Genomic DNA, 25,380 nt, shown 5'->3' with positions numbered 1-25,380 from the left:
TTTCTAATTTGAATACACTTCTTCTTTCAATACTCCAACATAAGGAAGGTTACGATAATTTTCTTTGTAGTCTAAACCATAACCTACTACAAACTCATTTGGGATAGTAAAGCAGGTATAGTCTGCCTCAATTTCTACAACACGTCCTTCTGGTTTGTCCAACAAGGTTGCAATGTTAACAGAAGCTGCTTCTCTTGCAATAAACATATCTCGCAAATTCTTCAAAGTTTGACCTGTATCGATGATATCTTCTACAAATAGAACATGTCTTCCTTTGATATCTTGAGTCACATCTTGTTTAATATTGATAACACCACTACTTGCTGTTCCACCATGGTAGCTAGAAACCATCATAAAGTCCATTTCAATATGTGTATCAATATGTTTAACCAATTCAGCCATAAAAGGAATAGATCCTTTTAAAATCCCAACTAAGATTGGATTTTTCCCTGCATAGTCTTTGGTTAATTGAGCACCTAATTTTTTAGCAGCTTCTGTAATTTCATCGTGTGAAACGAGGATTTTTTTAATATCGTTTTCTAACATTTTTTTACCTATCTATTTTTTCTATATAAAGTACAGTGTTCATTATATCATTTTTCGTGTTTTTACTCAAATTACTGGTCGCAATTCCCAAAATTGAGACAATTTCACCAAATTGCTCAATAATCAGAGCAGATTTTCGCTTTTCCATAGGGATTTTCAAATCAATAAATAGACGTCTGAGTTTTTTTCTATGCCCATTCTGAATCAAAACATCTCCTGTTTTTCGATGACGAATGTGTATGGATGTTTCGCGTGAAACAGGTACCTGCTGAATTAATTCACCTTCTAAAGGAAGTCCAAAGGAAAATAAATAACCTTGGTAAGATACCTGATTTTGATAGTGTAACACAAGTTCATCTTCCTTTTCATCAGACTGAGGACTGATTTTACAAATCCGAAACTGTTGATACTCTTTTACTAATTCATAACCATTTTTAAGCGGATGACGATACTGGCTTTTAGTTTTTAAAATTTGTCTAACTTCTTCAAACTGAGCTTTTGTAAGATTCAAATTTGGAAAACGATTCAGATAAGTTTGAAGTAAAACTCTTTGTGTCGACTCAGAGTAAGACAATAGCTGATCTAAATTTTCTACATCAATATTCTTTGATAATTCAGCTATTGCCAAATCATAATCTAAAATTTCATTGCCGATGCTTAAGATCGCATCTCTAAATCTAGGATTTTCTTTTTCTAATTCTGGTAAGTATGAGTTTCGAATACGATTGCGAAAATAATGATTTTTCTTATTTGATATATCTTCAAAATGAAAAATTGGTGAAAAGTCTTTTTTATGGAAATGCAAGAAGGGTCGAATAAGTTCTATCTCTCCGACTACTTGCTTCTCCTTAATTCCTGATAGATAGCGCAAACGAGTACCTCGAATCAAACGCATCAAAATCGTTTCCACCTGATCATCAGCATGGTGAGCAGTGACTAAAGCTGTCGCACCTGTCTTTTTCATGACCTCTTGAAAAAAATCATAACGAAAATTTCGTGCACGCGCTTCTGAAAATTCTCCTGAAAAATTGCTGATATAAATAGGAAGCTCTGCTTCAGCAGCCAACTTCCTTAATTCCTTTTCTTCCCAATCTGATTCTACTCTCTGCTTATGATTCACATGAGCTAGAATCAATTCAATTTCTAACTCTTTTTGATAAGTAGATAATACCTTAAATAGAAACATAGAATCTAACCCACCGGAAAGAGCTAGCACCACCTTAGTATGCTTTTTGAAATATCCCTTCTTGAGAAAATGATTTAAAAAATCTTGTTCCCTCATTTTAGAACCTCATAAACATCCTTGGATATCTGAGAAATTGTATCATAATCAGAATTCTTAGTGAAAATAGAAAGAATAAATGGAGAATCTGCGTAGACAACACCCGTATCATGCTTAAATTCGTCCGCATCCCCAATTTTATGAGCTACCTTCACAGAAACACCTTTGGCAATTCGCTGATTATCAAAATCTGTTTTAGTCAAAGACTCTAGCACAAATCCATTTTGATTATAAATAGCTTCCATGACCTTCCCGGCCATCTTGGAAGAAATCAATTTTTCTTTTGGATCCCAATCATCTCCCATAATGGCAGACATCTTGGATTTGAATGTGGCATCAGATTGGTTTGAAATGTAATAACCCAATATATTATGAGCTACATTATCAGATTCTTTAGATACTTTTGTGATTAAGTCCTTGAGAGAATACTCTTTATTATCCTCTTTTTTAGGAAGACTACCACTTCCCTCTGGTTTATAAGAACCTGGAAAATCATTGACTTCAGATACGTATTTTACAGTCGTATCTAACTGATAAAGACCCTCATTTATTTTTTCTTGCGCATAATAGAGATAAGGGAGTTTCAAAACACTAGCTGCATACATCTTTTCATCTTGATTGATACCAGCTTCTTTTCCAGTAGTCAGTTGCTTAACATAAATAGAGAATGAATCCTTCTGATATTTTTCCGATAACATTTCTTGGACCTTACTCATCCGATTGTCTTCTTCAGAAGTTGATTCCTTATCTACCCATCCAGCCTGATCAATATGTAAAAATTCTCTTCCTTCTACAAACATGGTCTTGTCGATTGATACTTGCGAATAAGCTGATAAGGATGATTTCACTTCTTTTAAATCATAAGGACTATTATACAGTTTAAAGTCAGATTCTAACCATACTTTTTTTATTGTTGGAGTTACCTCTGATTGATCATATAAAGATCGTTTGTCCGCAGCTATAAATTGATGATTTGATAGCTTAAATACCGGAATTCCTTGTTTATTTAAGCGCCACTCAGTTATTTGGAAACTTGTTTTGGGAGTCAATTTTCCAGATTCCACTACTAAATCTTCATTCGCATAAACAGGAACCTCTCCATAAACCATGGGAAAACTTAGCTTTTCTCTAAAATAAATACCAAAGTCAGATTGTGAAAGGTAATAAATTTCTTTCGAAGTATAGACGACTTCTTTTTCTGTGCTAACGACTTTTGAAATGGTCAAAAAACTTGGTAGCAACAAAATAATTAAGAATTTACGCATTCTTCCTTTCCTTTTCTTCTTGTAAACGCAATAATTGATTTTTATCAGCCAACTCTTCCAGCTTTTCATCTGATAAACTCAAAAATTGCTCAATTACGTCTAGTAAATTTTCCATTTTATCACCTTTGAAGCAAGTCAGGAATCGTATAAACTATTTCCCTCGACTTAGAATAATAGTACTTTGCTCGTGTATATTTGGCAGCATAATCCTCATCTTTCAACTTGGTAGCAAATGCTGTCTCCTTATCCTTTTCATCACTCAAGGTTTGATACTGAGTTTGCAAGTCTGCTAATTGCTGACGTCTTTGGAGTAATTGCTGATAGCTCTGCGCTAAATTAAAAGTTGGCAAGATAAATAATAGCATAATCAAAATCAATACCCACCCCATAAAACGATTCCGTTTTTGCCGTTCTTTCATCAGGTAGCGACGACGTTGATATTCATTTTGAATAAAAGAATTATTCAATTGTACAATATTTTTAGACATTTTCTTCTACCCGTGTTTCACTGATAATTTCATACATGCCTGCTGCATCTTCTTTTTTTGTGCTATCTTTCATCTCTAGTACTTTGACAAGTAGCAACTTATTTCCAAAACGAATTTCAACTTGGTCATTAACTTTCAAATCCGTTGAACTTTTGGCCAAGATTCCATTCACCTTGATTCTGCCTTTATCTGCTACTTCTTTTGCGACTGTACGACGCTTGATAATTCGCGATACTTTTAAATATTTGTCTAATCTCATCCTTATTACCTCAACTTATTATTGTACCATTTTTATCTATTTTATAGAAGAAAAATATCAAATGGAATTTTCTTTCTTAGACTCTTTTATCTCTAATAAACTTTCTCCAAAAATCAGCAGACCTTCTAAAATTTCATAATCTTTCTTATTTTGGACATCAAACACAAGCTCCATTAATCCCTTATTCTCAACGATACCTGCTTTTAAGTTCGTTGCGGATAAAGCTTTAAAATAATCTTGAGCTAAAAACAATCGTTGAGTGACTTTTTCAAATTGAACTGTAATTTTATTATCTTTTCTTTCCACACGTTGAACAAAGACCTTGTCCAAATATGACTTGACTAAACCAATCTCTAAAAGATAGGCTACTACATCTGGGTATTCTCCAAAACGGTCCATCAGCTCTTCTTGTAACTCCTCATAATTGACACGGTTGTCAATTTGACGAATTTTCTTGTAAATTTCAATCTTATGTCGTTGATCAGAAATATAAGTATCAGGAAGATAGGCATCAATTTGCAAAATCAACTCAGCATTCCCTTTGGTTCTTGTGTTAGTGTTAGCATTACCGTTTCGTTTAGCAATAGCTTCCTCTAATAACTGCGAATACAATTCAAAACCAACAGAATCAATGAAACCAGACTGGGATTTTCCTAAAAGATTTCCTGCTCCACGAATCGAAAGATCTCGCATCGCAATCTTAAATCCGGAGCCCAATTCTGTAAATCCTTTAATCGCTTCTAATCTCTTCTCAGATAATTCGCTAATTGATTTTTCTGGACGATACATGAGATAGGCATAAGCAATACGATTACTACGACCAACTCTTCCTCTTAACTGATACAAGGTTGACAAGCCCATATGGTCTGCATTTTCGATAAATAAGGTATTGGCATTTGGAATGTCCACCCCTGTCTCAATGATGGTAGTCGTCACCAAGATATCGTATTGTCCCTCAATAAAGTCTAGTAGAGTATTTTCCAACTGGATTTCACTCATTCGACCATGAACATAACCAATCGAAGCCTCTGGAATCAACTCCTGTAATTCTGAAACCTTCTGGTCAATTGTGTCAACTTTGTTGTAAAGGTAGTAAACTTGACCTCCACGCTCCATTTCACGCAAAACAGCATCACGAATGACACTCTCATTCTTTTCCAAAACATAGGTTTGCACTGGATAACGATTAGTCGGCGGAGTTTCAATAACAGACAAATCTCTGATTCCCAGCATAGACATATGGAGGGTACGAGGGATTGGCGTTGCTGTCAAGGTCAGGACATCCACTTGTTTCTTCAGTTCTTTCAAGGTTTCCTTATGCTTGACACCAAATCGCTGTTCCTCATCAATAATCATCAAGCCCAAATCAGCAAACACAACATCTTTTGACAAAACACGATGTGTTCCAATCAAAATATCAACTTGACCCTTTTTCAATTTTTCAAGTGTTTCAGTCTGCTCTTTTTTACTTCTAAAGCGACTCAATACATTAATATTAACTGCAAAATTTTGGAATCGTTCCTTAAAATTCGTATAGTGCTGTTGCGCTAAAACCGTCGTCGGAACTAAAACGACAACCTGTTTGTGATCATTGACTGCCTTAAAGGCTGCACGCATAGCAACTTCAGTCTTTCCAAAACCAACATCTCCAACTAAAAGTCGATCCATGGGATGAGAATCCTGCATATCCCTCTTGATTTCCTCAATACTACGCAGTTGATCATCCGTTTCAACATAAGGGAAGGCATCATCAAAAGCATGTTGATCCTCATCATCAGCTGAGAAAGCAAAGCCCTTCAACTGGCTGCGTTCAGAATAAAGTTTAATTAAATCGTCAGCTATATCCTCTACCTGGTTCTTAACTTTTTGCTTTGCTTGTTTGAAATGACCATCATTTAATTTATTTAGTTTAGGTGCTTTACCGTCACTTGAAACGTATTTGGAAAGTAGATGAATCTGTTCCACTGGGATAGAAATTTGATCACCATTTTGGTATTGGACGCTAACATAATCGCGGTGAATCCCTTTGATTTCAATGGTTTCAATTCCTAGGTATTGACCAATTCCATGAATGTGGTGAACAACATAGTCCCCTTTTTCAAGTTCATTATAATCTTTTAAGCGCTCTGCATTTGAAACATGTTGTCTTCGAAAACGACGTTTCAATTTCTTTTGAAAAATCTCATGTTCAGTAATCACCAGAATTTTTTCATCTACAAAATGAAAACCATGTCTGAGATTGCCCTCGATTAAGTTTACAGATTCTTTACAAATGCTTGACTTATTTCTGGAATCCAATTTAATCTGATATTCCTCTAACACATCCTCTAATGTTTTACTTCCCATTGAATTGCTAGACTGCAGAATAATGGTGTAATCCATTTTTTTATATCGTTCAATTTCTTCTTTTAGAAAAGAAAACTGATTGAAAAATTCCTGCATAGGATATTGATTGAATTGATAAATTTTGTCAAATTTAAGATTTCCTAAACCTTTTTGAAGATTAGAGAAAAAGGTCACTGGACTTTGTTTTTTATAGATTTGTTCAATATCAGCAAAATACTGCATATCAGAAAATGCTTTACTATTCTGTAATTCTTCTGTAAAGTATTTCGCTAATTCTCTTTCAAAGACTTCATACTGATTCATCAATTTTTGATAATCATCAAAGAATATTGGAGTATCTTTTTCAATATAATCAAAGACAGTCCATGTCTTATCATAGCACAAAGATAAAAACTTCCGAGAATCAGAATGAATTTGTTTTTGGTGAAAAATTGAAAGAATTTCTTCTAAGTATGATTTTAAAATAGGTGATAACGTTTTTGAAATTTGTTTTTCTAAAGCTGACTGACCTCTTTGATAATCCTTTTCTCTCAAAAGTATGTCGCTAGCTGGAAAGATTGTGAGTTCTGTCTGATTTTCTTTCGATAATTGTGTTTCTACTTCAAATGACCTAATACCATCAATTTCATCACCAAAAAACTCAATTCGGCAAGGTTCTAACTGGGATATTTCAAAAATATCTAAAATATCTCCTCGCAAACTAAATTCACCCTGAGTTTGTACTTGAGTAACTTTTCGATAGCCTATTTCCTTTAACTGATGGATAAGCGCGTGTTGGTCATATTCTTCACCAACTGTTATTTTTACAATACTATCTTTGAATATATTGGGAGACGGTAAAATCAATCGACTTGCTGCGATATTACAAACTAAAATCCCTTTCTTAGATGAATCAGTCAAAAAACGCAAGGCTTCAACCCGTGAAATGATTTTTTCTTGTGAAGACATCAAAAACTCTACCATAGGGGAGTCATCTACCAAAAATGGATAGACAAGTTCCTCACCCAAGATAGAGATAAGATCACTAACAAGTCCTTCTGCTTCTCCATAAGTTGACGTCAATAACACAATCTTATCTTCCTGTCTCAAACTACTAGCAATTGCTAAAGCTTTTGTAGAAGTTGACAAACCTAACATTAATTGTCTTTTTTTATCTGTTAAATTTTGATGCCATTTTTCGATCTGATCATTTTCTGAGAATAAATCTAATAAGGTCAACATTTATCCGTTATACCTCTGCATCGTTTTTTCAAAGTTTTTCTCTTGTAAATAGTAGTTTACAGAATCGTCAACTTTGTCAATAGACTGTAAAATACCAATATAATCATCCTTGTCAAAGGTACTCAAAACATGGTTAACAACTGACATGCCATTTTTAGGTCTTCCGATTCCAATTTTAACACGATTAAAGACCTGAGTTCCAATATGTTGAATAATAGACTTGATACCATTATGACCACCTGCGGATCCCTTTGCTCTTAAACGAATCTTTCCAACTTCCATGTCAAGATCATCGTAAATGATGAGTAAATCTTCAATATCCAAACCATAATAAGTCAATAAAGCATGAACCGCTTTTCCACTTTCATTCATAAATGTCGTTGGTTTGACAAGATAAATTTTTTCTCCATTTAGGAAAAAGGATGCTAGGTCAGCTTGAAATATCTTATCATGTGTAAAAGTGACATTCTGTTTCTTCGCTAGTTGGTCAATCAACATAAATCCAACATTGTGTTTTGTTTCAAAATATTTATCCCCTGGATTTCCTAATCCTACAAGTAATTTAGTCATTTATTTTTCCTTTCAAAAGCCAAAAGGGTTGGAATTTTTTTCCAACCTAATTGACACTATTTATTAAATTTTTAGACATTAAAGCGGAATTCCATGATATCGCCGTCTTGGACGATATATTCTTTACCTTCTTCACGCAAACGTCCAGCTTCTTTTACGGCCTTTTCAGATCCATATTTCACCAAATCATCATATGACATGGTTACTGCACGAATAAAGCCTTTTTCAAAGTCTGAGTGGATAATACCAGCTGCTTGAGGAGCCTTCATACCACGTTTGAAGGTCCAAGCGCGAACTTCTTTTTCACCAGCTGTGAAATAAGTTCCCAGTCCAAGCAAGTGGTAAGCTGCACGAGTCAACTTGTCAACGCCTGATTCTGTCAACCCAAGTGCTTCAAGAAACTCTTGCTTATCTTCGTCGTCTAACTCAGAAATTTCTTCCTCAGCACGCGCAGAAATAACGACTACTTCAGCATTTTCTGTCGCTGCAAATTCACGAATTTGTTTGACATAGTCGATAGAGTCAGGTTCTGAAACCACATCCTCGTCCACATTAGCAACATAAAGAACTGGTTTAGTTGTCAAAAGGAAGAGACCTTTGACAACTTTTTGTTCTTCATCTGTAAATTCAATAGTTCGAGCTGATTTTCCATCTTCAAGAACAGGTTTAATCTTTTGAAGAACATTAAATTCTGCTACAGATTCTTTATCTTTTTGCGTACGTGCCATCTTTTCTACACGCGCATATCGTTTGTTCACTGATTCTAAGTCAGCAAGAATCAATTCCAGATTAATTGTATCAATATCTGCAAGTGGATCTACAAAGGCGTCTTCACGTCCTTGCTCACGCATTACATTTTCATCATCAAAAGCACGAACTACATGAACAATCGCATCTACTTCACGGATATTAGCCAAGAATTTATTCCCTAGCCCTTCTCCTTTTGAAGCTCCTTTTACAATTCCTGCGATATCTGTAAATTCAAATGTTGTTGGAACTGTCTTTTTAGGAGTGATCATTTCAGTCAATTTTTGTAGGCGTTCATCTGGAACCTCAACCATTCCAACGTTTGGATCAATCGTCGCAAATGGATAGTTTGCAGCCTCTGCTCCTGCTTTTGTAATTGCATTAAATAGTGTTGATTTACCAACGTTTGGCAAACCAACGATACCTGCTGTTAAAGACATATTTTCTCATTCTCCGTTTTCATTTCAATCCCTAATATTATAACACAAAAAGGGAAAACTTGCTAACCCTCTAACTAAGGGGTCTTAGTCAATAATTTTATTCATTTTTCGATCAAAATCATAGCGCCCCATCATGACAACATGGTCACAATTGCTACATTTGATTTTGATATCTGCTCCTACACGTGTAATTTCCCAACGATTAGCTTTTTTTCCTGTTGACTTGATGGTGCAAGCATGTGGTTTTTTCATCTCAACAAAATTTCCAACTTGATACATACTACTCTCCTTTTCTTTTTCGATTATATCATAAAAGAGGCGAGCTAGGCTCAACCTCTTTCACTTAATTGGTACGAACTGGTGTAATGAGCTGCATGAAGTCTTCGTCAGTATCTGCTGGCACAAGAGTAAATGGACGAACAGCTGAGATAAAGCTAATGGTCACCTTTTCGCTATTTAAAGCTTTAAGAGAATCAATCAAGTAAGTTGGGTTGAAACTAATGGTCAAATCATCCCCAGTAACCTGGTCAGTATCGATTTCTTCGTTTACTTTACCAACTTCTGGAGAGTGAACATGGGCGCTAACAACCCCATCTTTAATTTCAAGTTTCACAGTACCATTTTGAGTCGCACTTGATAAAAGACGAGCACGTTCCATTGACTGGCGTAAGTTTACCACATCAAAAGTAATAGTAGTGTTAAAGTCTGTTGGAATCAAGCGATCTGTATCAGGGTAGTTTCCTTCTAGGAGACGAGTATAGAAGCTAATATTTTCGCTTCTAAAGAGGATTTGGTTATTGGCAAAGAAAATCTCTACAGTTTCGATATCATCTGTAAATACCGCTGAAAATTCGCGTAGAGAACGGCTCGGAATCACGACATCAAAATCATCACTATTTTTCTCAAGAGTTAATTTTTTCTGGCTTAGACGATGAGAGTCTGTTGCCACTGTTTTTAGCTCCTTATGCTGACTCAATACAAAATGAACACCTGTTAAAATTGGACGACTTTCTTGTGTACTTGCAGCAAATGCTGTTTCATTGATAATTTTCTTGAGTAATTTTGTTTCAAGAACCAAAGGAGTGCTTGCTGAAATTTCTTGGATTCGTGGATACTGTTCGCTATCTTTTCCTTTTAATGTAATTTCTGATTTGCCGCTGGTTAAAACAATTTGATTTTGTTCAATTTCTTTAAAATCAAGAGTCACATCAGGTAGGCTAGATACCACATTGATGAAGAAAGAAGCTTCAAGAAGGATCGAACCTAAAGAAGTAATTAATAGACCAGCATCTTCATTTTTTTGAGAAATAAAATTTTCAATTGAAATTTGACCATTTGAACCAATTAAAGTAACACCTTCATTGGTTACGTCAATTTTGACGGTTGATAAAATAGGAATAGCATTTTTAGAACTAATAGCTCTCTTAGTTGTATTCAATGCTTGTAGAAATAAATTTTTATTAATTGAAAAATGAATCATGGATTCTCCTTTATTTATTTTTAGTATTAGAAGGATAATAGTAATAATAGAGTCTGTGAAATCTGTGGAAAACAGACTTTAAACAAGTCATATCAAGTTTTTTGGCTTGTTTAAAAAATGTGGATAAAAAAGATAATAAAGTAAAAGTTTTCTACAAGTTATTTAATTTTCTTTTTGATGGATTCAATTTCTAAACGTAAATTATCGTCTTCATCAATCAAAGATTTAATTTTTGCATGGGCATGAATGACTGTTGTATGATCTTTTCCACCAAATTCCTTCCCAATTTTTGGAAGACTATTATCTGTTAGTTCTCTAGATAAATACATGGCTACTTGACGGGCCAAAACGATATTTTGAAGGCGTCTGCTTCCCTTCATTTCTTTGACGCTGACACCATAAAAGTTACCGACTTCATTTTGGATTTTATCAATTGGGATGACGAGCATTTGGCTAACATCTTGTTTGCGAGCTCTAATAGCTTCTGCAGCAATATCAATAGTGATATCCTTGATTTTTTTTACTCGGGCAATTAAAGTGATGTCGTTGATGGCTCCCTCAAGATCTCGAACATTTGAATCAAATTGCCCAGCTAGGTATTCTAGAGTATCACTTTGGAAATTGTAGCCTAAATGTTCCGTTTTACTTTGCAAAATGGCAATACGTGTTTCAAAGTCAGGGGGGGTGATAGTTTGTGTTAATCCCCAACTAAAGCGCGTGACAAGCCTCTCCTCGAGCCCTTCTAGATGTTTTGGACTACGATCACTGGTTAGGACAATCTGTTTTTGCTTGTCATGAAGGGCGTTAAAGGTATTGAAAAATTCTTCCTGAGTTGCAACTTTTTTTCCGCTGAGTGACTGGATATCATCGATTAACAAAAGATCAAGACTACGATAGGTTTTTTTAAATTTTTCCATTTCCCCAAGCCTTAAGTGATCAAGAAAGTCATTAATAAAGCTTTCAGCAGGTATGTATTTGACACGCGCATTTGGAATATTTTTTAGAATTTCATTTCCAATAGCGTTTAACAGATGAGTCTTACCAAGCCCAGGTCCTCCATAGATAAAAAGAGGATTATAGGTCAAGGCTAAATCTTCAGAGACGGCCAAAGCGGCTGATACTGCCCAAACATTTCCATCCCCTTGAATAAAATTATCAAAGGTATACTTTTCTTTTAACCCAGTATCCGAGTAAGGAATAGATGCTAACTTTGGACTATAATCATAAAGAGTTGAATTTGTAGCTTCTTCAACTTGTGAAATAGTCGTATCTTGAGGCCTGGTGAAAATATAGTGGGGAGTTATCTCAGCATCATAAATTTCAAATCCGGCAACTACAATAATATCTTTTAGTTGTTTTTCCCAGACCATTTCCATTTCAGATCGTGGTAAAAATATAGTGGCAACATTTTCCTCTACCTTGATGAGTTCAGCTTGAATAGCATAGAAATCATACATGGATCGAGTCAGTCTTTCTTGAGCAAATTCTAATATACGATTCCAAAATTGTTTTTCTTTCAATCCTTTCTCCTCCTTTACTATTTAAAAGTTTTATACTAGACCTATTTTACCATAGAGAACAAGAATTTTCCACAAGCTGTGAAAAATAATCCACAATGTTACCAAGTTTTATCCACAGGTTGGGGATAAAAGCAGAAGCTATTGATTTATTAAGCTTTTTATTGAAAAAAATAGTGGATAACCTTGTGAGATAAAAAAATAAAAGAACAGCCTTATTTCAGGCTGTTGATAATTCTACTGTATTCTTCTTGATTTGAAAAAGAAATAATGATTTTTCCACTATCTTTTTTAGACAGCTTAATCTCTACATCTAATCCGAGTAGTTTTTTTAACTGTTCTTCTTCATTTTGTATGAAATGATTCGTTTTTTGAAGTTTCTTTTGTTTTTTCTCTGTCAGAAGAGCTTCTAACTTCCTTACAGAAATGTCTTCTTCTATAATTCGTTGAAAGAAATAGTCTTGTTGTTCCTTATTCAACCCAACTAGAGAACGCGCATGAGCTTGTGATAGTTTGCCATTTTCTACTTCTGAGAGGATAGCATCTGGCAAGGAAAGCAAACGAATGGAGTTGCTGATATAAGGACGAGACTTGCCCATTTTATCTGCAATTTCAGCATGGGTAAATCCTTTCTCTACAAGAGATTCATAGGCGCGTGCTTCTTCTATTGGATTTAAATTTTCCCTCTGTAAATTTTCAATGATGGACTGGACCATCATCTCTTGATCTGAAAGCTGTTTAACAACAGCTGGGATAGACCTTAGACCAGCTAAAAGTGAAGCCCGATAGCGTCTTTCTCCTGCAAGGATTTCATAACCAATAACAGGAGATTGACGAACAATAATCGGTTGAATGAGCCCATTTTCTTTGATAGACTGTGCTAGTTCATGTAGTTTTTCTCCATCAAATTCTTTTCGAGGTTGATAGGGATTTTTTTGTATATCCGTGATAGAAATCATTTCAAATTTTTCCATGATTCTACACTAACACATCTTTTCTCTTATGTAAAGCTTTCTTTACATAGATGTCAATTAAGATTCTAAATCACCTGAACTCTTGTCAAGTTTAATAGATGTAGTTTCTTCTTTACCGTTACGATAGTAAGTTATCTTAATGGTGTCTCCGATAGAATGATTGTAAAGAGCACTTTGTAAGTCTGTTGATGAAGCAATCTCCTTGTCATCTACTTTTGTAATAACATCGTATTTTTCAAGGTGACCATTGGCAGGCATATTACTTTGCACAGAACGAACAACTACACCAGATGTTACATTGCTTGGAATATTCAGTCTTCTAATATCACTTGTATTAATATTTGAGAGATTGACCATTTGGATGCCCAAAGCTGGACGCGTCACTTTTCCGTTCTTTTCCAACTGTTCAATAATATTGATAGCATCATTTGCAGGGATTGCGAAACCAAGGCCTTCTACAGAGGTTCCTCCATTTGTGGCAATTTTACTTGAGGTAATTCCAATAACCTGCCCTTGAATATTGATCAGTGGGCCACCAGAGTTACCTGGATTAATAGCAGTATCAGTTTGGATGGCTTTTGTAGAAATGGCTTGTCCATCTTCAGATTTTAAAGATACATTTCGATTGAGACTAGATACAATACCCTGAGTGACAGTATTAGCATATTCAGAACCTAATGGGCTACCGATGGCAATGGCAGTTTCTCCTACGGTTAACTTGCTAGAATCACCAAACTCAGCTACTGTTGTCACTTTTTCTGAAGATATTTTGACGACAGCAATATCAGAGAAAGTATCAGCTCCGACAATTTCTCCAGGTACTTTAGTTCCATCTGACAAACGAATATCTACTTTGCTGGCGCCATTTATAACGTGATTGTTGGTGACGATGTAAGCTTCTTTATCATTCTTTTTATAAATAACTCCAGATCCTTCACTAGAGATTTGCTGAGAATCTGTGTCAGTATCATCATTACCAAATACGCTATTTTGTCTGTTTGCTGAATAAGTAATAACTGAAACGACAGCATCTTTTACTTTGTTAACAGCCTGTGTTGTTGAATTTTCGTTCTTATAGGCAGTTTGTGTAATAGTACTATTGTTGTTAGAGCTACTTACACCACTTTTTTGAGTTAGTTGAGTTATTGAAAAACTACCCAAGGCTCCACTAATAAAGCTAATGACGATAACGATTAATAATTGAAACCATTTTTTGTAAAATATTTTTAGATGTTTCATATTTGCCTCCATATGTTTGAAATTACTGAAAGTATAAACTGACTAGCTTAATTATAACTTAAATACAAAAGTTTTTCACAGATTGTGGATAACTTTCTAAAATCTGTGGTTTTCTCAGTTAAAATTAACCTTTTATTTTGTGAATAAGATGTGAAAAAATAAAGAATATGCTAGAATAGAGTCATGAAAATTAAAGTTGTAACAGTTGGGAAACTGAAAGAAAAGTATTTAAAAGATGGTATTGCAGAGTATTCAAAACGAATTTCTCGATTTGCTAAGCTTGAAATGATTGAGCTGGCAGATGAAAAAACACCAGATAGGGCTAGTGAGTCAGAAAATCAAAAGATTTTAGAAATAGAAGGTCAGAGAATTTTATCAAAAGTTAGTGATCGTGATTTTGTTATTGTGTTAGCCATTGAGGGGAAAACACTTTCTTCAGAAGAATTTAGTAAGCAGTTAGAAGAAGCTTCTATAAAAGGATTTTCTACTCTTACCTTTATTATTGGAGGGAGTTTAGGATTATCATCAGCTGTAAAAAAGAGAGCTAATCTTTCTGTTAGTTTTGGCCGTCTAACTTTGCCCCATCAGTTAATGAGACTAGTCCTTGTTGAACAAATCTATCGCGCTTTTACGATTCAGCAGGGCTCGCCCTATCATAAATAGAAAATTGACTTTTAATTGAATTTTTGGTAGAATAATTGTATTAGGTCTCATAGCTCAGCTGGATAGAGCATTCGCCTTCTAAGCGAACGGTCGCAGGTTCGAATCCTGCTGGGATCAATATAGTAGCAAAGCTGGGAATTTTCCCGGCTTTTTTCTTAAAAAAGTACACTTGAGGAGAAAAAAATGACAGTTGAGAGAATTTTATCTAAAACGAAATTCCATTTTGTATAATGGTTTTTGTAAGTTAGCTTACAAGAAAAAACATTTTAGGAGATTTTATTATGAAAAACACAGTTAAATTGGAACAGTTTGTAGCCTTGAAGGAAAAAGACTTGCAGGAGATTAAAGGTGGGGAGATGAGACTGCCAAAAATCCTCCGTGATTTTATTTTCCCAAGAAAAAAGTAATAAAATAAGGGGAAAGAGTAATGAATTTATTTGGATTTGGGACAGTTATTGGTCATTTTTTAATTATTAGTCACAGTTACCGTTTAATTTGTAAAGGTCAAATAAAATCAAAGGAACTATATTTTTTTGGTATCTATACATTACTAGTAGAAGCAGTACTTGAACTTTCCTTTTATCTTCTATATTTAGATGAAATAGTGATTGAAAGATTTTTATTTCCTTTGGGCTTATATTCCTATTTTCGATGGATTAAACAGTATGAGAGGGATAGAGGACTATTCCTAAGTTTACTACTATCTCTTTTATATGAGAGCACTCATAACTTTCTGTCCGTAACTTTCTCCTCTATAACAGGAGATAACTTTGTTTCACAATATCATGACCCATTCTTTTTCGTTGTAACGGTGTTGACCTATTTTGTTGTCTTAAAAATCATTCATTATTTCCATTTGGAACTATCCTATTTTGACAAAGACTACCTCTATCCTTTCTTGAAAAAAGTATTTTTTGCTTTACTACTGCTCCATATTGTATCTTTCGTTTCAGATATGGTAAGTACGATTAAACATTTGAATAGTTTTGGAAGTATTTTATCATCTATTGTCTTTATTTCTCTACTTTTGACCTTTTTTGCAATGAATTCGCATAAAGAACAAATGGAGAAAGAGATTGCTTTGAAGCAGAAGAAATTTGAACAGAAACATTTACAGAATTATACAGATGAAATTGTCGGTCTATATAATGAAATTCGTGGTTTTCGACATGATTATGCTGGGATGCTTGTCAGTATGCAGATGGCAATTGACAGTGGTGATTTACAGGAAATTGACAGAATTTACAATGAAGTTTTGGTCAAAGCCAATCATAAACTGCGTTCAGATAAGTACACTTACTTTGATTTGAACAACATAGAAGATTCAGCTTTACGAAGTTTGGTTGCACAGTCAATTGTCTATGCTCGAAATAATGGTGTAGAGTTTACACTGGAAGTAAAAGATATAATTACTAGACTACCAATAGACTTGCTGGATTTAGTTCGTATTATGAGTGTTTTATTGAACAATGCTGTGGAAGGATCGGCTGATAGTTATAAAAAACAGATGGAAGTAGCAGTTATTAAGATGGAAACTGAAACAGTGATTGTGATTCAGAATTCATGTAAAATGACGATGACTCCTTCAGGAGACCTATTTGCTTTAGGATTCTCTACTAAGGGAAGAAATCGTGGAGTCGGATTAAATAATGTGAAAGAACTACTGGATAAGTACAACAATATTATTTTAGAAACAGAGATGGAAGGCAGTACATTTAGACAAATTATTAGATTTAAGAGGGAATTTGAATGAAAGTTTTAATTTTAGAGGATGTTATTGAACATCAAGTGAGACTAGAAAGAATATTGGATGAAATTTCGAAAGAATCGAATATTCCAATATCATACAAGACAACGGGAAAAGTCCGTGAATTTGAAGAATACATTGAAAACGATGAAGTAAATCAGCTTTATTTCCTAGATATCGATATTCATGGGATTGAAAAAAAGGGATTTGAAGTGGCTCAACTCATTCGTCATTACAATCCTTATGCCATTATCGTCTTTATTACCAGTCGATCAGAGTTTGCGACTCTCACCTATAAATACCAGGTATCAGCCTTAGATTTTGTTGATAAGGATATCAATGATGAGATGTTTAAGAAGAGAATTGAGCAAAATATTTTCTACACGAAGAGTATGTTACTTGAAAATGAAGATGTGGTGGATTATTTTGACTACAATTACAAGGGAAATGATTTAAAAATTCCTTACCATGATATTTTGTATATTGAAACGACAGGGGTCTCTCATAAATTACGCATTATTGGTAAGAATTTTGCAAAAGAGTTTTACGGTACCATGACAGATATTCAGGAAAAGGACAAACATACCCAACGATTTTATTCTCCTCATAAGTCATTTTTGGTAAATATAGGCAATATTAGAGAAATTGACCGAAAGAATCTAGAAGTTGTTTTCTATGAAGATCATCGCTGTCCTATTTCAAGGTTAAAAATTAGAAAATTGAAAGATATTTTAGAGAAAAAATCTCAAAAGTGATTGACAATTAGTAAGAAATTGATATAATGGTTATATCTGCTACAGATAGAAGGTCCGTTGGTCAAGGGGTTAAGACACCGCCTTTTCACGGCGGTAACACGGGTTCGAATCCCGTACGGACTATTTTATCCGCCATAGCTCAGTTGGTAGTAGCGCATGACTGTTAATCATGATGTCGTAGGTTCGAGTCCTACTGGCGGAGTATAGATAAAAGGGAACACAGTTGTGTTCCTCTTTTTGTATCAATTTGTATCACCAAGCATCTTCATAAGGAAGTCTGTTATTTCTTGAGGACTTTCTTTTTTTCCATGTGCAATCCAAGTTTGACAGACACCAAAAAGTGCATGAGTTAGATAGATGCTACTATATTCTAATTCAGTGGTATTGAGATTCAGTTGCATAAAGCGTTTTTGTAAATCTGTGCTGAGCATGATATGAAGTTTATTTCTTAAGAAATTTTGGATTTCTTTGGTCCCATTTTCAGAAAGAAGGGCAGCCAGAAGTGGTTCTGACTCTAGATATTCAAATACTTCTAAAATAGCATCTCTTTTGTGATGAGCATGTTTTTGAAAAATATATTCAAATGTATGAAATAGCTTGATTTGATAGTGCTCGATCATATCATACTTATCCTTATAGTGAGTATAGAAGCTGGAACGACTAATTCCGGCTTTTTCTGCTAACTTGACAGTAGAAATTTGATCAAATGGTTGTTCCATGAGTAATTGTACCATAGCATTTTCAATAGTTCGCTTTGTTTTTAAGCGTTTGTTACTTTCTTGCATATTTCCTCCTTGTAAACAAATTAGACTATGTGTCTAAAAATAGATTTTTTATCTTGTAATTTAGATTTTTTATTGTATAATCTATTATATCAAAATTTTAGACAATATGTTTAAGAAAGGAGAAACTATGTTTAAAGAATGGAAAGCAATTTTTAAAAAACCAACCTTTATTATTGTCATGATAGGGATTTCTCTTATTCCAGCTCTGTACAATATCATATTTTTGTCCTCAATGTGGGATCCATATGGGCAATTGTCTGACTTACCTGTGGCAGTTGTTAATAATGATAAAGAGGCTTCCTATAATGGTAATAGCATGTCTATAGGAAAAGACATGGTGTCCAATTTAAAAGAAAATAAAACCTTGGATTTTCATTTCGTGGATGAAGATGAAGGAAAGAAGGGATTGGAAGATGGCGATTACTATATGGTAGTGACTTTACCCAGTGATTTATCTGAAAAAGCAGCTTCTATTTTAACGGATCATCCAGAGCAAATGCAAATTGATTATCAGACTTCAAGTGGTCATAGCTTTATTGCCAGCAAGATGAGCGATTCTGCGATGACACAATTGAAGCAGAATGTTTCTACCAATGTAACTGAGACCTATACTAAAGCTTTATTTAACAAGATGGTCGAATTAAAAGATGGTATGAGTCAAGCAGCTTCTGGTAGTGAAAAATTAACTGATGGAGCGAATCAATTAGTGACAGGAAGTCAAACATTAACTACCAACCTGCACTCTTTAGCAGATTCAAGTTTAACATTTTCAAATGGAACGGAGCAGTTTACTAAAGGATTATCTGCTTATGTTTCTGGTGTCGAACAACTTCATCTTGGCTTAGGAAATTTTAATAGTGGTTTAGTTACATATACTGGTGCAGTGAGTCAATTAGATAGCGGATTAGGTCAATTATCTTCTAAAAGTCCTGAATTAGTAAGGGGAATCAATCAGTTATATACTGGTGTAGAGTCCTATACTGGCGGTGTTTCTCAGCTTAATGCTGGTCTTAATCAATTTTCATCTGGTGTTAGTGCCTACACCAATGGAGTGGGAAGTCTTGCAATAGGTGCTAATCAGCTATCCAATCAATCAGCTACACTTCGAATGGGGGTGGAGCAATTAAGTGAAGGGATTCAACAACTTTCTAGCAAGTTATATGCTTCGTCTGGGAAAAAAGATCAAATTAATCAATTATCTTCTGGTCTGAATCGGTTAAATCAAGTTATTCAAAATATTGATGTTGGAGATACAAAACAATTAGATTCTGTTTTATCAAGTATAGTATCTCTTTCTAATCAAATGTTAGCAAGTGCTCAGTCTGAAAAAGCAACTACATTAGCCAATATTCAATCGACAGCAGCTTATCAATCATTGACAAGTGAGCAACAAGCTGAAATAAGTGCTTCTGTATCTCAAAATTCGACTGATAGTATTCAATCGGCTCAGTCAATTGTAGCTTTAGTACAAGGTTTACAGGGAAGTTTAGAAAACTTACAAAATCAATCTTCTAATCTTTCGATTTTAAAAAATCAAGCTAATCAAGTATTACCGCTTGCTTCTACTTCTTTGACAGGATTGTCAAGTGGATTAACAGAGATACAAGGAGCTGTTACTAGCAAATTAGTTCCTGACAGTCAGTCGATTGCATTAGGTGTAAAGGCATATACTATAGGTGTTGATAAAGTTTCTCAGGGCGCAAGTCAACTAAGTGAAAAAAATGCCACCTTGACAGGTAGTTTGGATCAACTAGTTTCAGGCTCAAACACCTTGACACAAAAATCTTCTAACTTGACAGCAGGAGTTGGTCAATTAGTTGAAAAAACTCCAGAATTAGTGTCTGGTATTGAAAAATTATCAACTGGCTCTAACCAATTGAATCAAAAGAGTCAAGAATTGATAGCAGGAGTTGATAAATTGCAGTCAGGCTCTAGCCAACTAGCTGACAAATCTAGTCAGTTAATTTCAGGTGCTTCTCAATTAGAAAGTGGAGCTAATAAATTGGCAGATGGATCTGGGAAACTTGCAGAAGGTGGAACAAAGTTAACTTCTGGATTGGAAGGTTTACAGACAGGAGTTGTTTCTTTAGGACAAGGACTAAGTAATGCTAGTGATCAACTTAAATCAGCATCAACAGAATCTAAAAATGCAGAGATTTTGTCAAATCCACTCAATCTTTCCAAAACAGACAATGACCAAGTTCCTGTAAATGGAATCGCAATGGCTCCTTATATGATATCAGTTGCTCTCTTTGTTGCAGCAATATCAACGAATATGATCTTTGCGAAGTTGCCTTCAGGACGTCATCCAGAGAGTCGTTGGGCTTGGTTGAAATCTCGAACTGAAATAAATGGTATTATAGCTGTTTTGTCAGGAATTTTGGTATATGGAGGAGTTCATCTTATTGGTCTAACGGCTAATCATGAGATGAGAACATTTATTCTCATTATCCTAACAAGTTTAGTATTCATGTCCATGGTGACCGCTTTAACAACATGGAATAGCCGTATAGGAGCTTTCTTCTCTCTTATCTTGCTTTTATTACAGTTAGCATCAAGTGCAGGTACTTACCCACTTGCTTTGACAAATGATTTCTTTAGAGCCATTAATCCTTGGTTACCAATGAGTTATTCAGTTTCGGGATTACGACAAACAATCTCTATGACAGGAAATATTCATCATCAAGTCATTTTCCTTGCCGTTATATTAGTACTATTTATTTGTTTAGGTATGCTAGCCTATCAACCTAAGAAAATGGAAGAAGATTAAAAAAATCGACCAACTGGTCGATTTTTTTATGTCTTAGATGATTTTCGTTTGTGATTATAGATTCCAAATAGTAAAAGAGAAGTAAAGGAACAGATTGCTCCAGTAATAAAACCATTGGGAATAAAGGAAAGTGTAATAGTTCCTTTTCCCTTAGGAACGTCAACTTTCATAAAGCCAGTTTGAGCTTGTTTCATTTCTATTTTCTTACCATCTTGGTAGGCAGACCAACCTTTGTCATAAGGAATGGTGAAGAAAATCGACGTATCTTGTTTGACATCATATGTAGCAAAGACCTTGTTTTTAGAAGTTGATACTGTGACAGGTTGTTCTTTAATTTTTTGAATTGCCTCGGTAAAAGTTTTGGTATCTAAACGATAGAAGGTAGGAGATTCAAATGATACCTGTGAATTTCCAGGGAAACTAACATTAATATTGAAAGTTTTTTTCTCTTTAGTATAGCCTAGATTAAAGAAGGAGAAGACATTATCAGTTGTAAAAGTTTTCTTTTCCCCATTTACAAGGATGTCAACCTTTTTTTGTTTGTCATTAGAAAAGTGAAGGTTTGTGAAAGAAAGATAAACTTGACTGTTTTCTGGCACTTCAATTTGATACTGGATTTCTGCATCCTCATTTGAAGAACTTGTAACACTAATCAAATCATTAGTATTTTCTGTTTTGTCATAAGGGATTGGAGAAAAATAATCAAAATCGACGTTAGCAAGTTGATTTAAAAACGAGGCTTGATTATCCAAAGTGTGTTCATTGAACTTGACATCATTGTAAACAGATTGACTAGCAAATGCAATCGGAAGAGAGTATTGATTTTCATATAGGGTAAGATTATCTTTTTGATAGATATCTTTAAAACCATACTTATCAATAGGACTGTCTGAGATATTGTACTGGATACCAAATAAACTATCAGCCAAAATACTATTATTTGCATAGCGGAGATTGAGATTAGTCCCAGAGGATTTAAACCCAAGTTTATCCAAAGTAGAGCTTGCTGAACGATTTCGAACAGATGAAAATTGAGATATTCCATTGTAGTTGAATTTCATACTGTCATTTCCTGTCTGAGTCTCTAGTTTCTCAGTACGAGTAAATTTATTTCCAATATATGTTGAGAAAGATTCCATAGCTGGGATATCTCGATTATATGCACTTCGAGAAGCAAAGCCCCATTCTTTAGCAATTCCGTCCATTTGAGATGAAGAATTTAAGCTTATTTCAACTATTATAAATAAAGAGATTAGAATGGTAAACAGATTCACAGAGATAAAATTTTTGATAACTGCAAGGAGTAAAAGAGAATAGACAACCAAAAATTCAAGAGTCAGCAGAATATTCAAATCTGTTAAAAAAGAATAATGTGATTTGAGATAGATGGTAGCTAAAAATCCTGTTACTAGAAGAAAAAGCGAAACTAAAAAATTCCAGACTTTAAGTTCTTTCAGACGCTTTAAGACTTCTGCTGCTGTGTAAATTAACAAGGTAGAGAAAATCCAAGCATAGCGATGTAAAAACATGTTTGGAGTATGCATACCTTGCCAAAATAAATCAAGAGCTTCTATATAAAAGCTGGCAATTAGAAATGTAAAGAAGATTGCATAGATAAGTTTCACGTGAAACTTAATAGATTTCAGCGTAAAAAATAAAATGGTCAAAATAAAGGGAAGTAGTCCAACAAAAATCATTGGGATGGCCCCATACTTTGTTGTGTCAAAGGAACCGATGAATTGCTTAGCAAAGAGATCAAGATACCAGCTACTTTCAGTTTGAAACTTTGTAACTTCAGTTAATTTTTCTCCATGTGTCTGTAAATCAAATAGAGTAGGAAGAGTCAGAATCAAACTAGCCATACCAGCTAAAACGGAGGTGATTATGAAATCAAGAAAAGATGATTTTCGAGTCTTAAAGTCCCAAGAAATTTGACAGAGATACCAGAAAATAACAAACAATGCTGTCATATAGCCAAAATAATAGTTTTGGATAAATAAGATTGACAGACTTGTAAAGTACAATAGGAATTTCTTTTCAGTTATCAGTAGCTGTAAACCAGTTATAATCAAAGGAATCAAGATAAAAACATCTAGCCAGGTTTTTATCTCTAATTGACTGACAGTGAAACTCATCAGAACATAGGAAGTAGATAAAGCTAGTTTTAAAGGCTTAGGAATCGATTGAAATAATTTATTTAAACTAAAGTAAGTTGACAAACCAATCAATCCAAATTTTAAGAGAGTTGTCAGATAGACAGCATCTGGCATATTAGTTAGATCAAAAAAGTAAACTAGTGGTGAAAGGAAACTACCCAAGTAATAACTAGATAGGGCATAGAAATTCAATCCGAGGCCACTTGTAAAGGTGTAGAACAAACTACCATTTCCATGTAGGATATTTCTTAGAGCTATATCAAAAATAACGTATTGATGAAACCCATCTCCTAATAGTGGAGATGTATCGCTATTCCAGTAGATACCTTGAGATAGATATACTCCTATCATAATGATTATGGGAATGATGAAAGAAACAAAATAGGTCCAATATGTTTTAAAAAATAATTTCATGTTACCTCATAAAATGTTAGAAAACTCAGCTGGTTAACCCAACTGAGTTTTGAATTTTTTTAGTCTTTCCAAAGTTCTTTAACTTTTGCTTGTACTTCTGCATTTTCTAGGAATTCATCATAGGTTTCATCGATACGGTCAATGACGCCATTTTTAGACAAGACAATGATATGGTTAGCTAGAGTTTGAATAAACTCGTGGTCATGACTGGCAAAGATGATTGATTCTTTAAAGTTTTTCAATCCATCGTTCAAGCTTGAGATAGATTCTAAGTCCAAGTGATTGGTTGGATCATCGAGGACAAGAACATTTGATTTTAAGAGCATGAGTTTTGAAAGCATGACACGAACTTTTTCCCCCCCTGACAAGACGTTGACAGGTTTGTTAACCTCATCTCCAGAGAAGAGCATACGGCCGAGGAAGCCACGTAGGAAAGTATTGTCATCTTCTTCTTTACTTGCGAATTGACGCAACCAGTCAAGAATTGATTCTCCCCCTGCGAAATCAGCTGAGTTATCTTTTGGCAGGTAAGATTGACTAGTGGTCACTCCCCATTTGACAGTTCCTTCATAGTCAATGTCTCCCATGATTGCACGAATTAATGCAGTCGTTTGGATGTCATTTTGTCCAATAAGCGCTGTCTTATCACCTGGACGCAAGATAAAGCTGATATTATCTAAAATAGTCTCACCATCAATCTTTACAGTTAGATTTTCTACTGTCAAGAGATCATTACCGATTTCACGCTCTGCTTTAAAGTTGATAAATGGATATTTACGACTAGATGGTACAATTTCTTCAAGTTCAATCTTATCAAGCATTTTCTTACGTGATGTTGCTTGCCTTGATTTAGAAGCATTAGCAGAGAAACGAGCAACGAATTCCTGCAATTGTTTAATTTTTTCTTCTGCTTTAGCATTACGGTCTGCTAGCAATTTAGCAGCGAGCTCAGAAGATTCCTTCCAGAAGTCGTAGTTTCCGACATAGAGTTTGATTTTTCCAAAGTCAAGGTCGGCCATGTGAGTACATACTTTGTTTAAGAAGTGACGGTCGTGGGATACTACGATAACGGTGTTATCAAAGTCAATCAAGAAGTCTTCTAACCAAGTAATAGATTGGATGTCTAAACCGTTGGTAGGCTCGTCCAAGAGAAGAACATCTGGTTTACCAAAAAGTGCTTTGGCGAGGAGAACTTTTACTTTTTCACCGTTGGCCAATTCGCTCATGTTTTGATAGTGCAATTCTTCTGGAATGTTTAGGTTTTGAAGTAGTTGAGAGGCTTCGCTTTCTGCTTCCCAGCCTCCAAGCTCGGCAAACTCTCCTTCGAGTTCGGCAGCACGCACTCCATCCTCATCTGAGAAATCTTCCTTCATGTAGATAGCATCTTTCTCTTTCATGATGCTATAAAGTTTTTCATTTCCCATGATAACGACATCAATGGCACGTTCATCTTCATAGTCAAAGTGATTTTGACGAAGAACGGAGAGACGTTCATCTGGACCAAGAGAGATGTGACCAGTAGTAGGTTCGATATCTCCGGCTAAAATTTTTAAAAAGGTTGATTTTCCGGCACCATTAGCACCGATTAATCCGTAAGTATTTCCTTCTGTAAATTTGATATTGACATCATCAAAAAGTTTGCGATCACTAAAACGTAGTGAAACATCAGATACTGTAAGCAATGTTTTTCTCCTATATGTGTAATATATTTATTCT

The 25,380-nt window shown here is 34.7% G+C and carries 22 protein-coding genes and 3 tRNA genes; 8 read left to right on the top strand and 17 right to left on the bottom strand.

Features of this window, described 5'->3' with window-relative positions:
- Positions 1-3: 3 nt before the first annotated feature.
- The 14 genes from hpt to htrA form a co-directional block, all read right to left on the bottom strand.
- A complete protein-coding gene (gene hpt, locus QS39_RS02220; protein WP_000892176.1) occupies positions 4-546 on the bottom strand; it encodes a hypoxanthine phosphoribosyltransferase in 543 nt (180 codons plus the stop codon).
- 4 nt (positions 547-550) lie between these two features.
- Positions 551-1,828 (bottom strand): tRNA lysidine(34) synthetase TilS, encoded by a 1,278-nt coding sequence (gene tilS / locus QS39_RS02215; protein ID WP_077804512.1) that lies wholly within the window; start codon positions 1,826-1,828, stop codon positions 551-553.
- Positions 1,825-3,093, bottom strand: coding sequence for a serine hydrolase (locus QS39_RS02210; RefSeq protein WP_077804511.1), 1,269 nt, complete (start codon positions 3,091-3,093; stop codon positions 1,825-1,827). The genes tilS and QS39_RS02210 overlap by 4 nt, the downstream gene beginning before the upstream one ends.
- Positions 3,086-3,208 carry an SP_0009 family protein gene (locus tag QS39_RS11235; protein WP_000429334.1) on the bottom strand — a complete coding sequence of 41 codons (123 nt, stop codon included), beginning with the start codon at positions 3,206-3,208 and terminating at the stop codon, positions 3,086-3,088. Before QS39_RS11235 ends, QS39_RS02210 begins: the two co-directional genes overlap by 8 nt.
- Before the next feature lie 4 nt (positions 3,209-3,212).
- Positions 3,213-3,581, bottom strand: a complete 369-nt coding sequence (locus QS39_RS02205) for a septum formation initiator family protein (RefSeq protein WP_000041912.1) — start codon at positions 3,579-3,581, stop codon at positions 3,213-3,215.
- Entirely contained in the window at positions 3,574-3,840 is a 267-nt protein-coding gene (locus QS39_RS02200; protein ID WP_001234978.1) for an RNA-binding S4 domain-containing protein, read from the bottom strand. Before QS39_RS02200 ends, QS39_RS02205 begins: the two co-directional genes overlap by 8 nt.
- Positions 3,841-3,897: 57 nt before the next feature.
- Positions 3,898-7,407 carry a transcription-repair coupling factor gene (gene mfd, locus QS39_RS02195; protein WP_077804510.1) on the bottom strand — a complete coding sequence of 1,170 codons (3,510 nt, stop codon included), beginning with the start codon at positions 7,405-7,407 and terminating at the stop codon, positions 3,898-3,900.
- A complete protein-coding gene (gene pth, locus QS39_RS02190) occupies positions 7,408-7,977 on the bottom strand; it encodes an aminoacyl-tRNA hydrolase (protein ID WP_077804509.1) in 570 nt (189 codons plus the stop codon). It lies immediately after the preceding gene.
- A 71-nt stretch (positions 7,978-8,048) separates the two neighbouring features.
- On the bottom strand, positions 8,049-9,164 hold the full coding sequence (gene ychF, locus QS39_RS02185; RefSeq protein ID WP_023944970.1) for a redox-regulated ATPase YchF: 1,116 nt from the start codon (positions 9,162-9,164) through the stop codon (positions 8,049-8,051).
- Positions 9,165-9,248: 84 nt separating this feature from the next.
- Positions 9,249-9,443 (bottom strand): DUF951 domain-containing protein, encoded by a 195-nt coding sequence (locus QS39_RS02180; protein ID WP_000285186.1) that lies wholly within the window; start codon positions 9,441-9,443, stop codon positions 9,249-9,251.
- Positions 9,444-9,507: 64 nt separating this feature from the next.
- Positions 9,508-10,644, bottom strand: coding sequence for a DNA polymerase III subunit beta (gene dnaN / locus QS39_RS02175; protein WP_077804508.1), 1,137 nt, complete (start codon positions 10,642-10,644; stop codon positions 9,508-9,510).
- Between the two features lie 158 nt (positions 10,645-10,802).
- Positions 10,803-12,164: a chromosomal replication initiator protein DnaA gene (gene dnaA, locus QS39_RS02170; protein ID WP_077804507.1), complete on the bottom strand. Its 1,362-nt coding sequence runs from the start codon at positions 12,162-12,164 to the stop codon at positions 10,803-10,805.
- Between the two features lie 212 nt (positions 12,165-12,376).
- Positions 12,377-13,135, bottom strand: coding sequence for a ParB/RepB/Spo0J family partition protein (locus QS39_RS02165; protein WP_000410368.1), 759 nt, complete (start codon positions 13,133-13,135; stop codon positions 12,377-12,379).
- Between the two features lie 57 nt (positions 13,136-13,192).
- Positions 13,193-14,374, bottom strand: a complete 1,182-nt coding sequence (htrA, locus tag QS39_RS02160; RefSeq protein WP_077804506.1) for a serine protease HtrA — start codon at positions 14,372-14,374, stop codon at positions 13,193-13,195.
- Positions 14,375-14,557: 183 nt separating this feature from the next.
- On the opposite strand from htrA, the gene rlmH reads away from it, so the two are divergent.
- The 7 genes from rlmH to QS39_RS02125 all read left to right on the top strand — a co-directional run bounded on the left by rlmH (position 14,558) and on the right by QS39_RS02125 (position 17,741).
- A complete protein-coding gene (rlmH, locus tag QS39_RS02155; RefSeq protein WP_077804505.1) occupies positions 14,558-15,037 on the top strand; it encodes a 23S rRNA (pseudouridine(1915)-N(3))-methyltransferase RlmH in 480 nt (159 codons plus the stop codon).
- 43 nt (positions 15,038-15,080) lie between these two features.
- Positions 15,081-15,154, top strand: a tRNA-Arg gene (locus QS39_RS02150).
- A gap of 164 nt (positions 15,155-15,318) precedes the next feature.
- On the top strand, positions 15,319-15,444 hold the full coding sequence (gene comC / locus QS39_RS02145) for a competence-stimulating peptide ComC (RefSeq protein WP_000799683.1): 126 nt from the start codon (positions 15,319-15,321) through the stop codon (positions 15,442-15,444).
- Between the two features lie 20 nt (positions 15,445-15,464).
- Positions 15,465-16,790 carry a competence system sensor histidine kinase ComD gene (comD, locus tag QS39_RS02140; RefSeq protein WP_077804504.1) on the top strand — a complete coding sequence of 442 codons (1,326 nt, stop codon included), beginning with the start codon at positions 15,465-15,467 and terminating at the stop codon, positions 16,788-16,790.
- A complete protein-coding gene (gene comE / locus QS39_RS02135; protein WP_000866069.1) occupies positions 16,787-17,539 on the top strand; it encodes a competence system response regulator transcription factor ComE in 753 nt (250 codons plus the stop codon). The genes comD and comE overlap by 4 nt, the downstream gene beginning before the upstream one ends.
- A gap of 51 nt (positions 17,540-17,590) precedes the next feature.
- Positions 17,591-17,662, top strand: a tRNA-Glu gene (locus tag QS39_RS02130).
- Between the two features lie 5 nt (positions 17,663-17,667).
- Positions 17,668-17,741 (top strand) — tRNA-Asn (locus QS39_RS02125).
- Between the two features lie 40 nt (positions 17,742-17,781).
- On the opposite strand, the gene QS39_RS02120 is transcribed toward QS39_RS02125, so the two are convergent.
- Positions 17,782-18,324, bottom strand: coding sequence for a TetR/AcrR family transcriptional regulator (locus tag QS39_RS02120; RefSeq protein ID WP_077804503.1), 543 nt, complete (start codon positions 18,322-18,324; stop codon positions 17,782-17,784).
- A gap of 127 nt (positions 18,325-18,451) precedes the next feature.
- Here QS39_RS02120 and QS39_RS02115 point away from each other — a divergent pair, with 127 nt between their 5' ends.
- Positions 18,452-21,094 carry a YhgE/Pip domain-containing protein gene (locus QS39_RS02115; RefSeq protein ID WP_077804502.1) on the top strand — a complete coding sequence of 881 codons (2,643 nt, stop codon included), beginning with the start codon at positions 18,452-18,454 and terminating at the stop codon, positions 21,092-21,094.
- A 26-nt stretch (positions 21,095-21,120) separates the two neighbouring features.
- Here QS39_RS02115 and QS39_RS02110 read toward each other — a convergent pair whose 3' ends face one another.
- Positions 21,121-23,664: a YfhO family protein gene (locus QS39_RS02110; protein ID WP_077804501.1), complete on the bottom strand. Its 2,544-nt coding sequence runs from the start codon at positions 23,662-23,664 to the stop codon at positions 21,121-21,123.
- 59 nt (positions 23,665-23,723) lie between these two features.
- Positions 23,724-25,346, bottom strand: a complete 1,623-nt coding sequence (locus QS39_RS02105; RefSeq protein ID WP_000958772.1) for an ATP-binding cassette domain-containing protein — start codon at positions 25,344-25,346, stop codon at positions 23,724-23,726.
- Between the last annotated feature and the right edge of the window lie 34 nt (positions 25,347-25,380).

It is taken from the genome of Streptococcus mitis (assembly GCF_002005545.1).
Taxonomy (GTDB): Bacteria; Bacillota; Bacilli; order Lactobacillales; family Streptococcaceae; genus Streptococcus; species Streptococcus mitis_I.
Note: the sequence above shows the minus strand (reverse complement) of the source record. Positions and strands in the feature narration are given on the sequence as shown.

What these genes read in the sequence shown, in the direction of transcription:
- dnaN (WP_077804508.1), bottom strand. Translation starts at nt 10,644, where the DNA reads ATGATTCATTTTTCAATTAATAAAAATTTATTTCTACAAGCATTGAAT.
- QS39_RS11235 (WP_000429334.1), bottom strand. Translation starts at nt 3,208, where the DNA reads ATGGAAAATTTACTAGACGTAATTGAGCAATTTTTGAGTTTATCAGAT.
- QS39_RS02205 (WP_000041912.1), bottom strand. Translation starts at nt 3,581, where the DNA reads ATGTCTAAAAATATTGTACAATTGAATAATTCTTTTATTCAAAATGAA.
- comC (WP_000799683.1), top strand. Translation starts at nt 15,319, where the DNA reads ATGAAAAACACAGTTAAATTGGAACAGTTTGTAGCCTTGAAGGAAAAA.
- rlmH (WP_077804505.1), top strand. Translation starts at nt 14,558, where the DNA reads ATGAAAATTAAAGTTGTAACAGTTGGGAAACTGAAAGAAAAGTATTTA.
- comE (WP_000866069.1), top strand. Translation starts at nt 16,787, where the DNA reads ATGAAAGTTTTAATTTTAGAGGATGTTATTGAACATCAAGTGAGACTA.
- tilS (WP_077804512.1), bottom strand. Translation starts at nt 1,828, where the DNA reads ATGAGGGAACAAGATTTTTTAAATCATTTTCTCAAGAAGGGATATTTC.
- hpt (WP_000892176.1), bottom strand. Translation starts at nt 546, where the DNA reads ATGTTAGAAAACGATATTAAAAAAATCCTCGTTTCACACGATGAAATT.
- QS39_RS02115 (WP_077804502.1), top strand. Translation starts at nt 18,452, where the DNA reads ATGTTTAAAGAATGGAAAGCAATTTTTAAAAAACCAACCTTTATTATT.
- comD (WP_077804504.1), top strand. Translation starts at nt 15,465, where the DNA reads ATGAATTTATTTGGATTTGGGACAGTTATTGGTCATTTTTTAATTATT.
- QS39_RS02120 (WP_077804503.1), bottom strand. Translation starts at nt 18,324, where the DNA reads ATGCAAGAAAGTAACAAACGCTTAAAAACAAAGCGAACTATTGAAAAT.
- QS39_RS02180 (WP_000285186.1), bottom strand. Translation starts at nt 9,443, where the DNA reads ATGTATCAAGTTGGAAATTTTGTTGAGATGAAAAAACCACATGCTTGC.
- QS39_RS02200 (WP_001234978.1), bottom strand. Translation starts at nt 3,840, where the DNA reads ATGAGATTAGACAAATATTTAAAAGTATCGCGAATTATCAAGCGTCGT.
- pth (WP_077804509.1), bottom strand. Translation starts at nt 7,977, where the DNA reads ATGACTAAATTACTTGTAGGATTAGGAAATCCAGGGGATAAATATTTT.
- ychF (WP_023944970.1), bottom strand. Translation starts at nt 9,164, where the DNA reads ATGTCTTTAACAGCAGGTATCGTTGGTTTGCCAAACGTTGGTAAATCA.
- QS39_RS02165 (WP_000410368.1), bottom strand. Translation starts at nt 13,135, where the DNA reads ATGGAAAAATTTGAAATGATTTCTATCACGGATATACAAAAAAATCCC.
- QS39_RS02110 (WP_077804501.1), bottom strand. Translation starts at nt 23,664, where the DNA reads ATGAAATTATTTTTTAAAACATATTGGACCTATTTTGTTTCTTTCATC.
- QS39_RS02210 (WP_077804511.1), bottom strand. Translation starts at nt 3,093, where the DNA reads ATGCGTAAATTCTTAATTATTTTGTTGCTACCAAGTTTTTTGACCATT.
- mfd (WP_077804510.1), bottom strand. Translation starts at nt 7,407, where the DNA reads ATGTTGACCTTATTAGATTTATTCTCAGAAAATGATCAGATCGAAAAA.
- htrA (WP_077804506.1), bottom strand. Translation starts at nt 14,374, where the DNA reads ATGAAACATCTAAAAATATTTTACAAAAAATGGTTTCAATTATTAATC.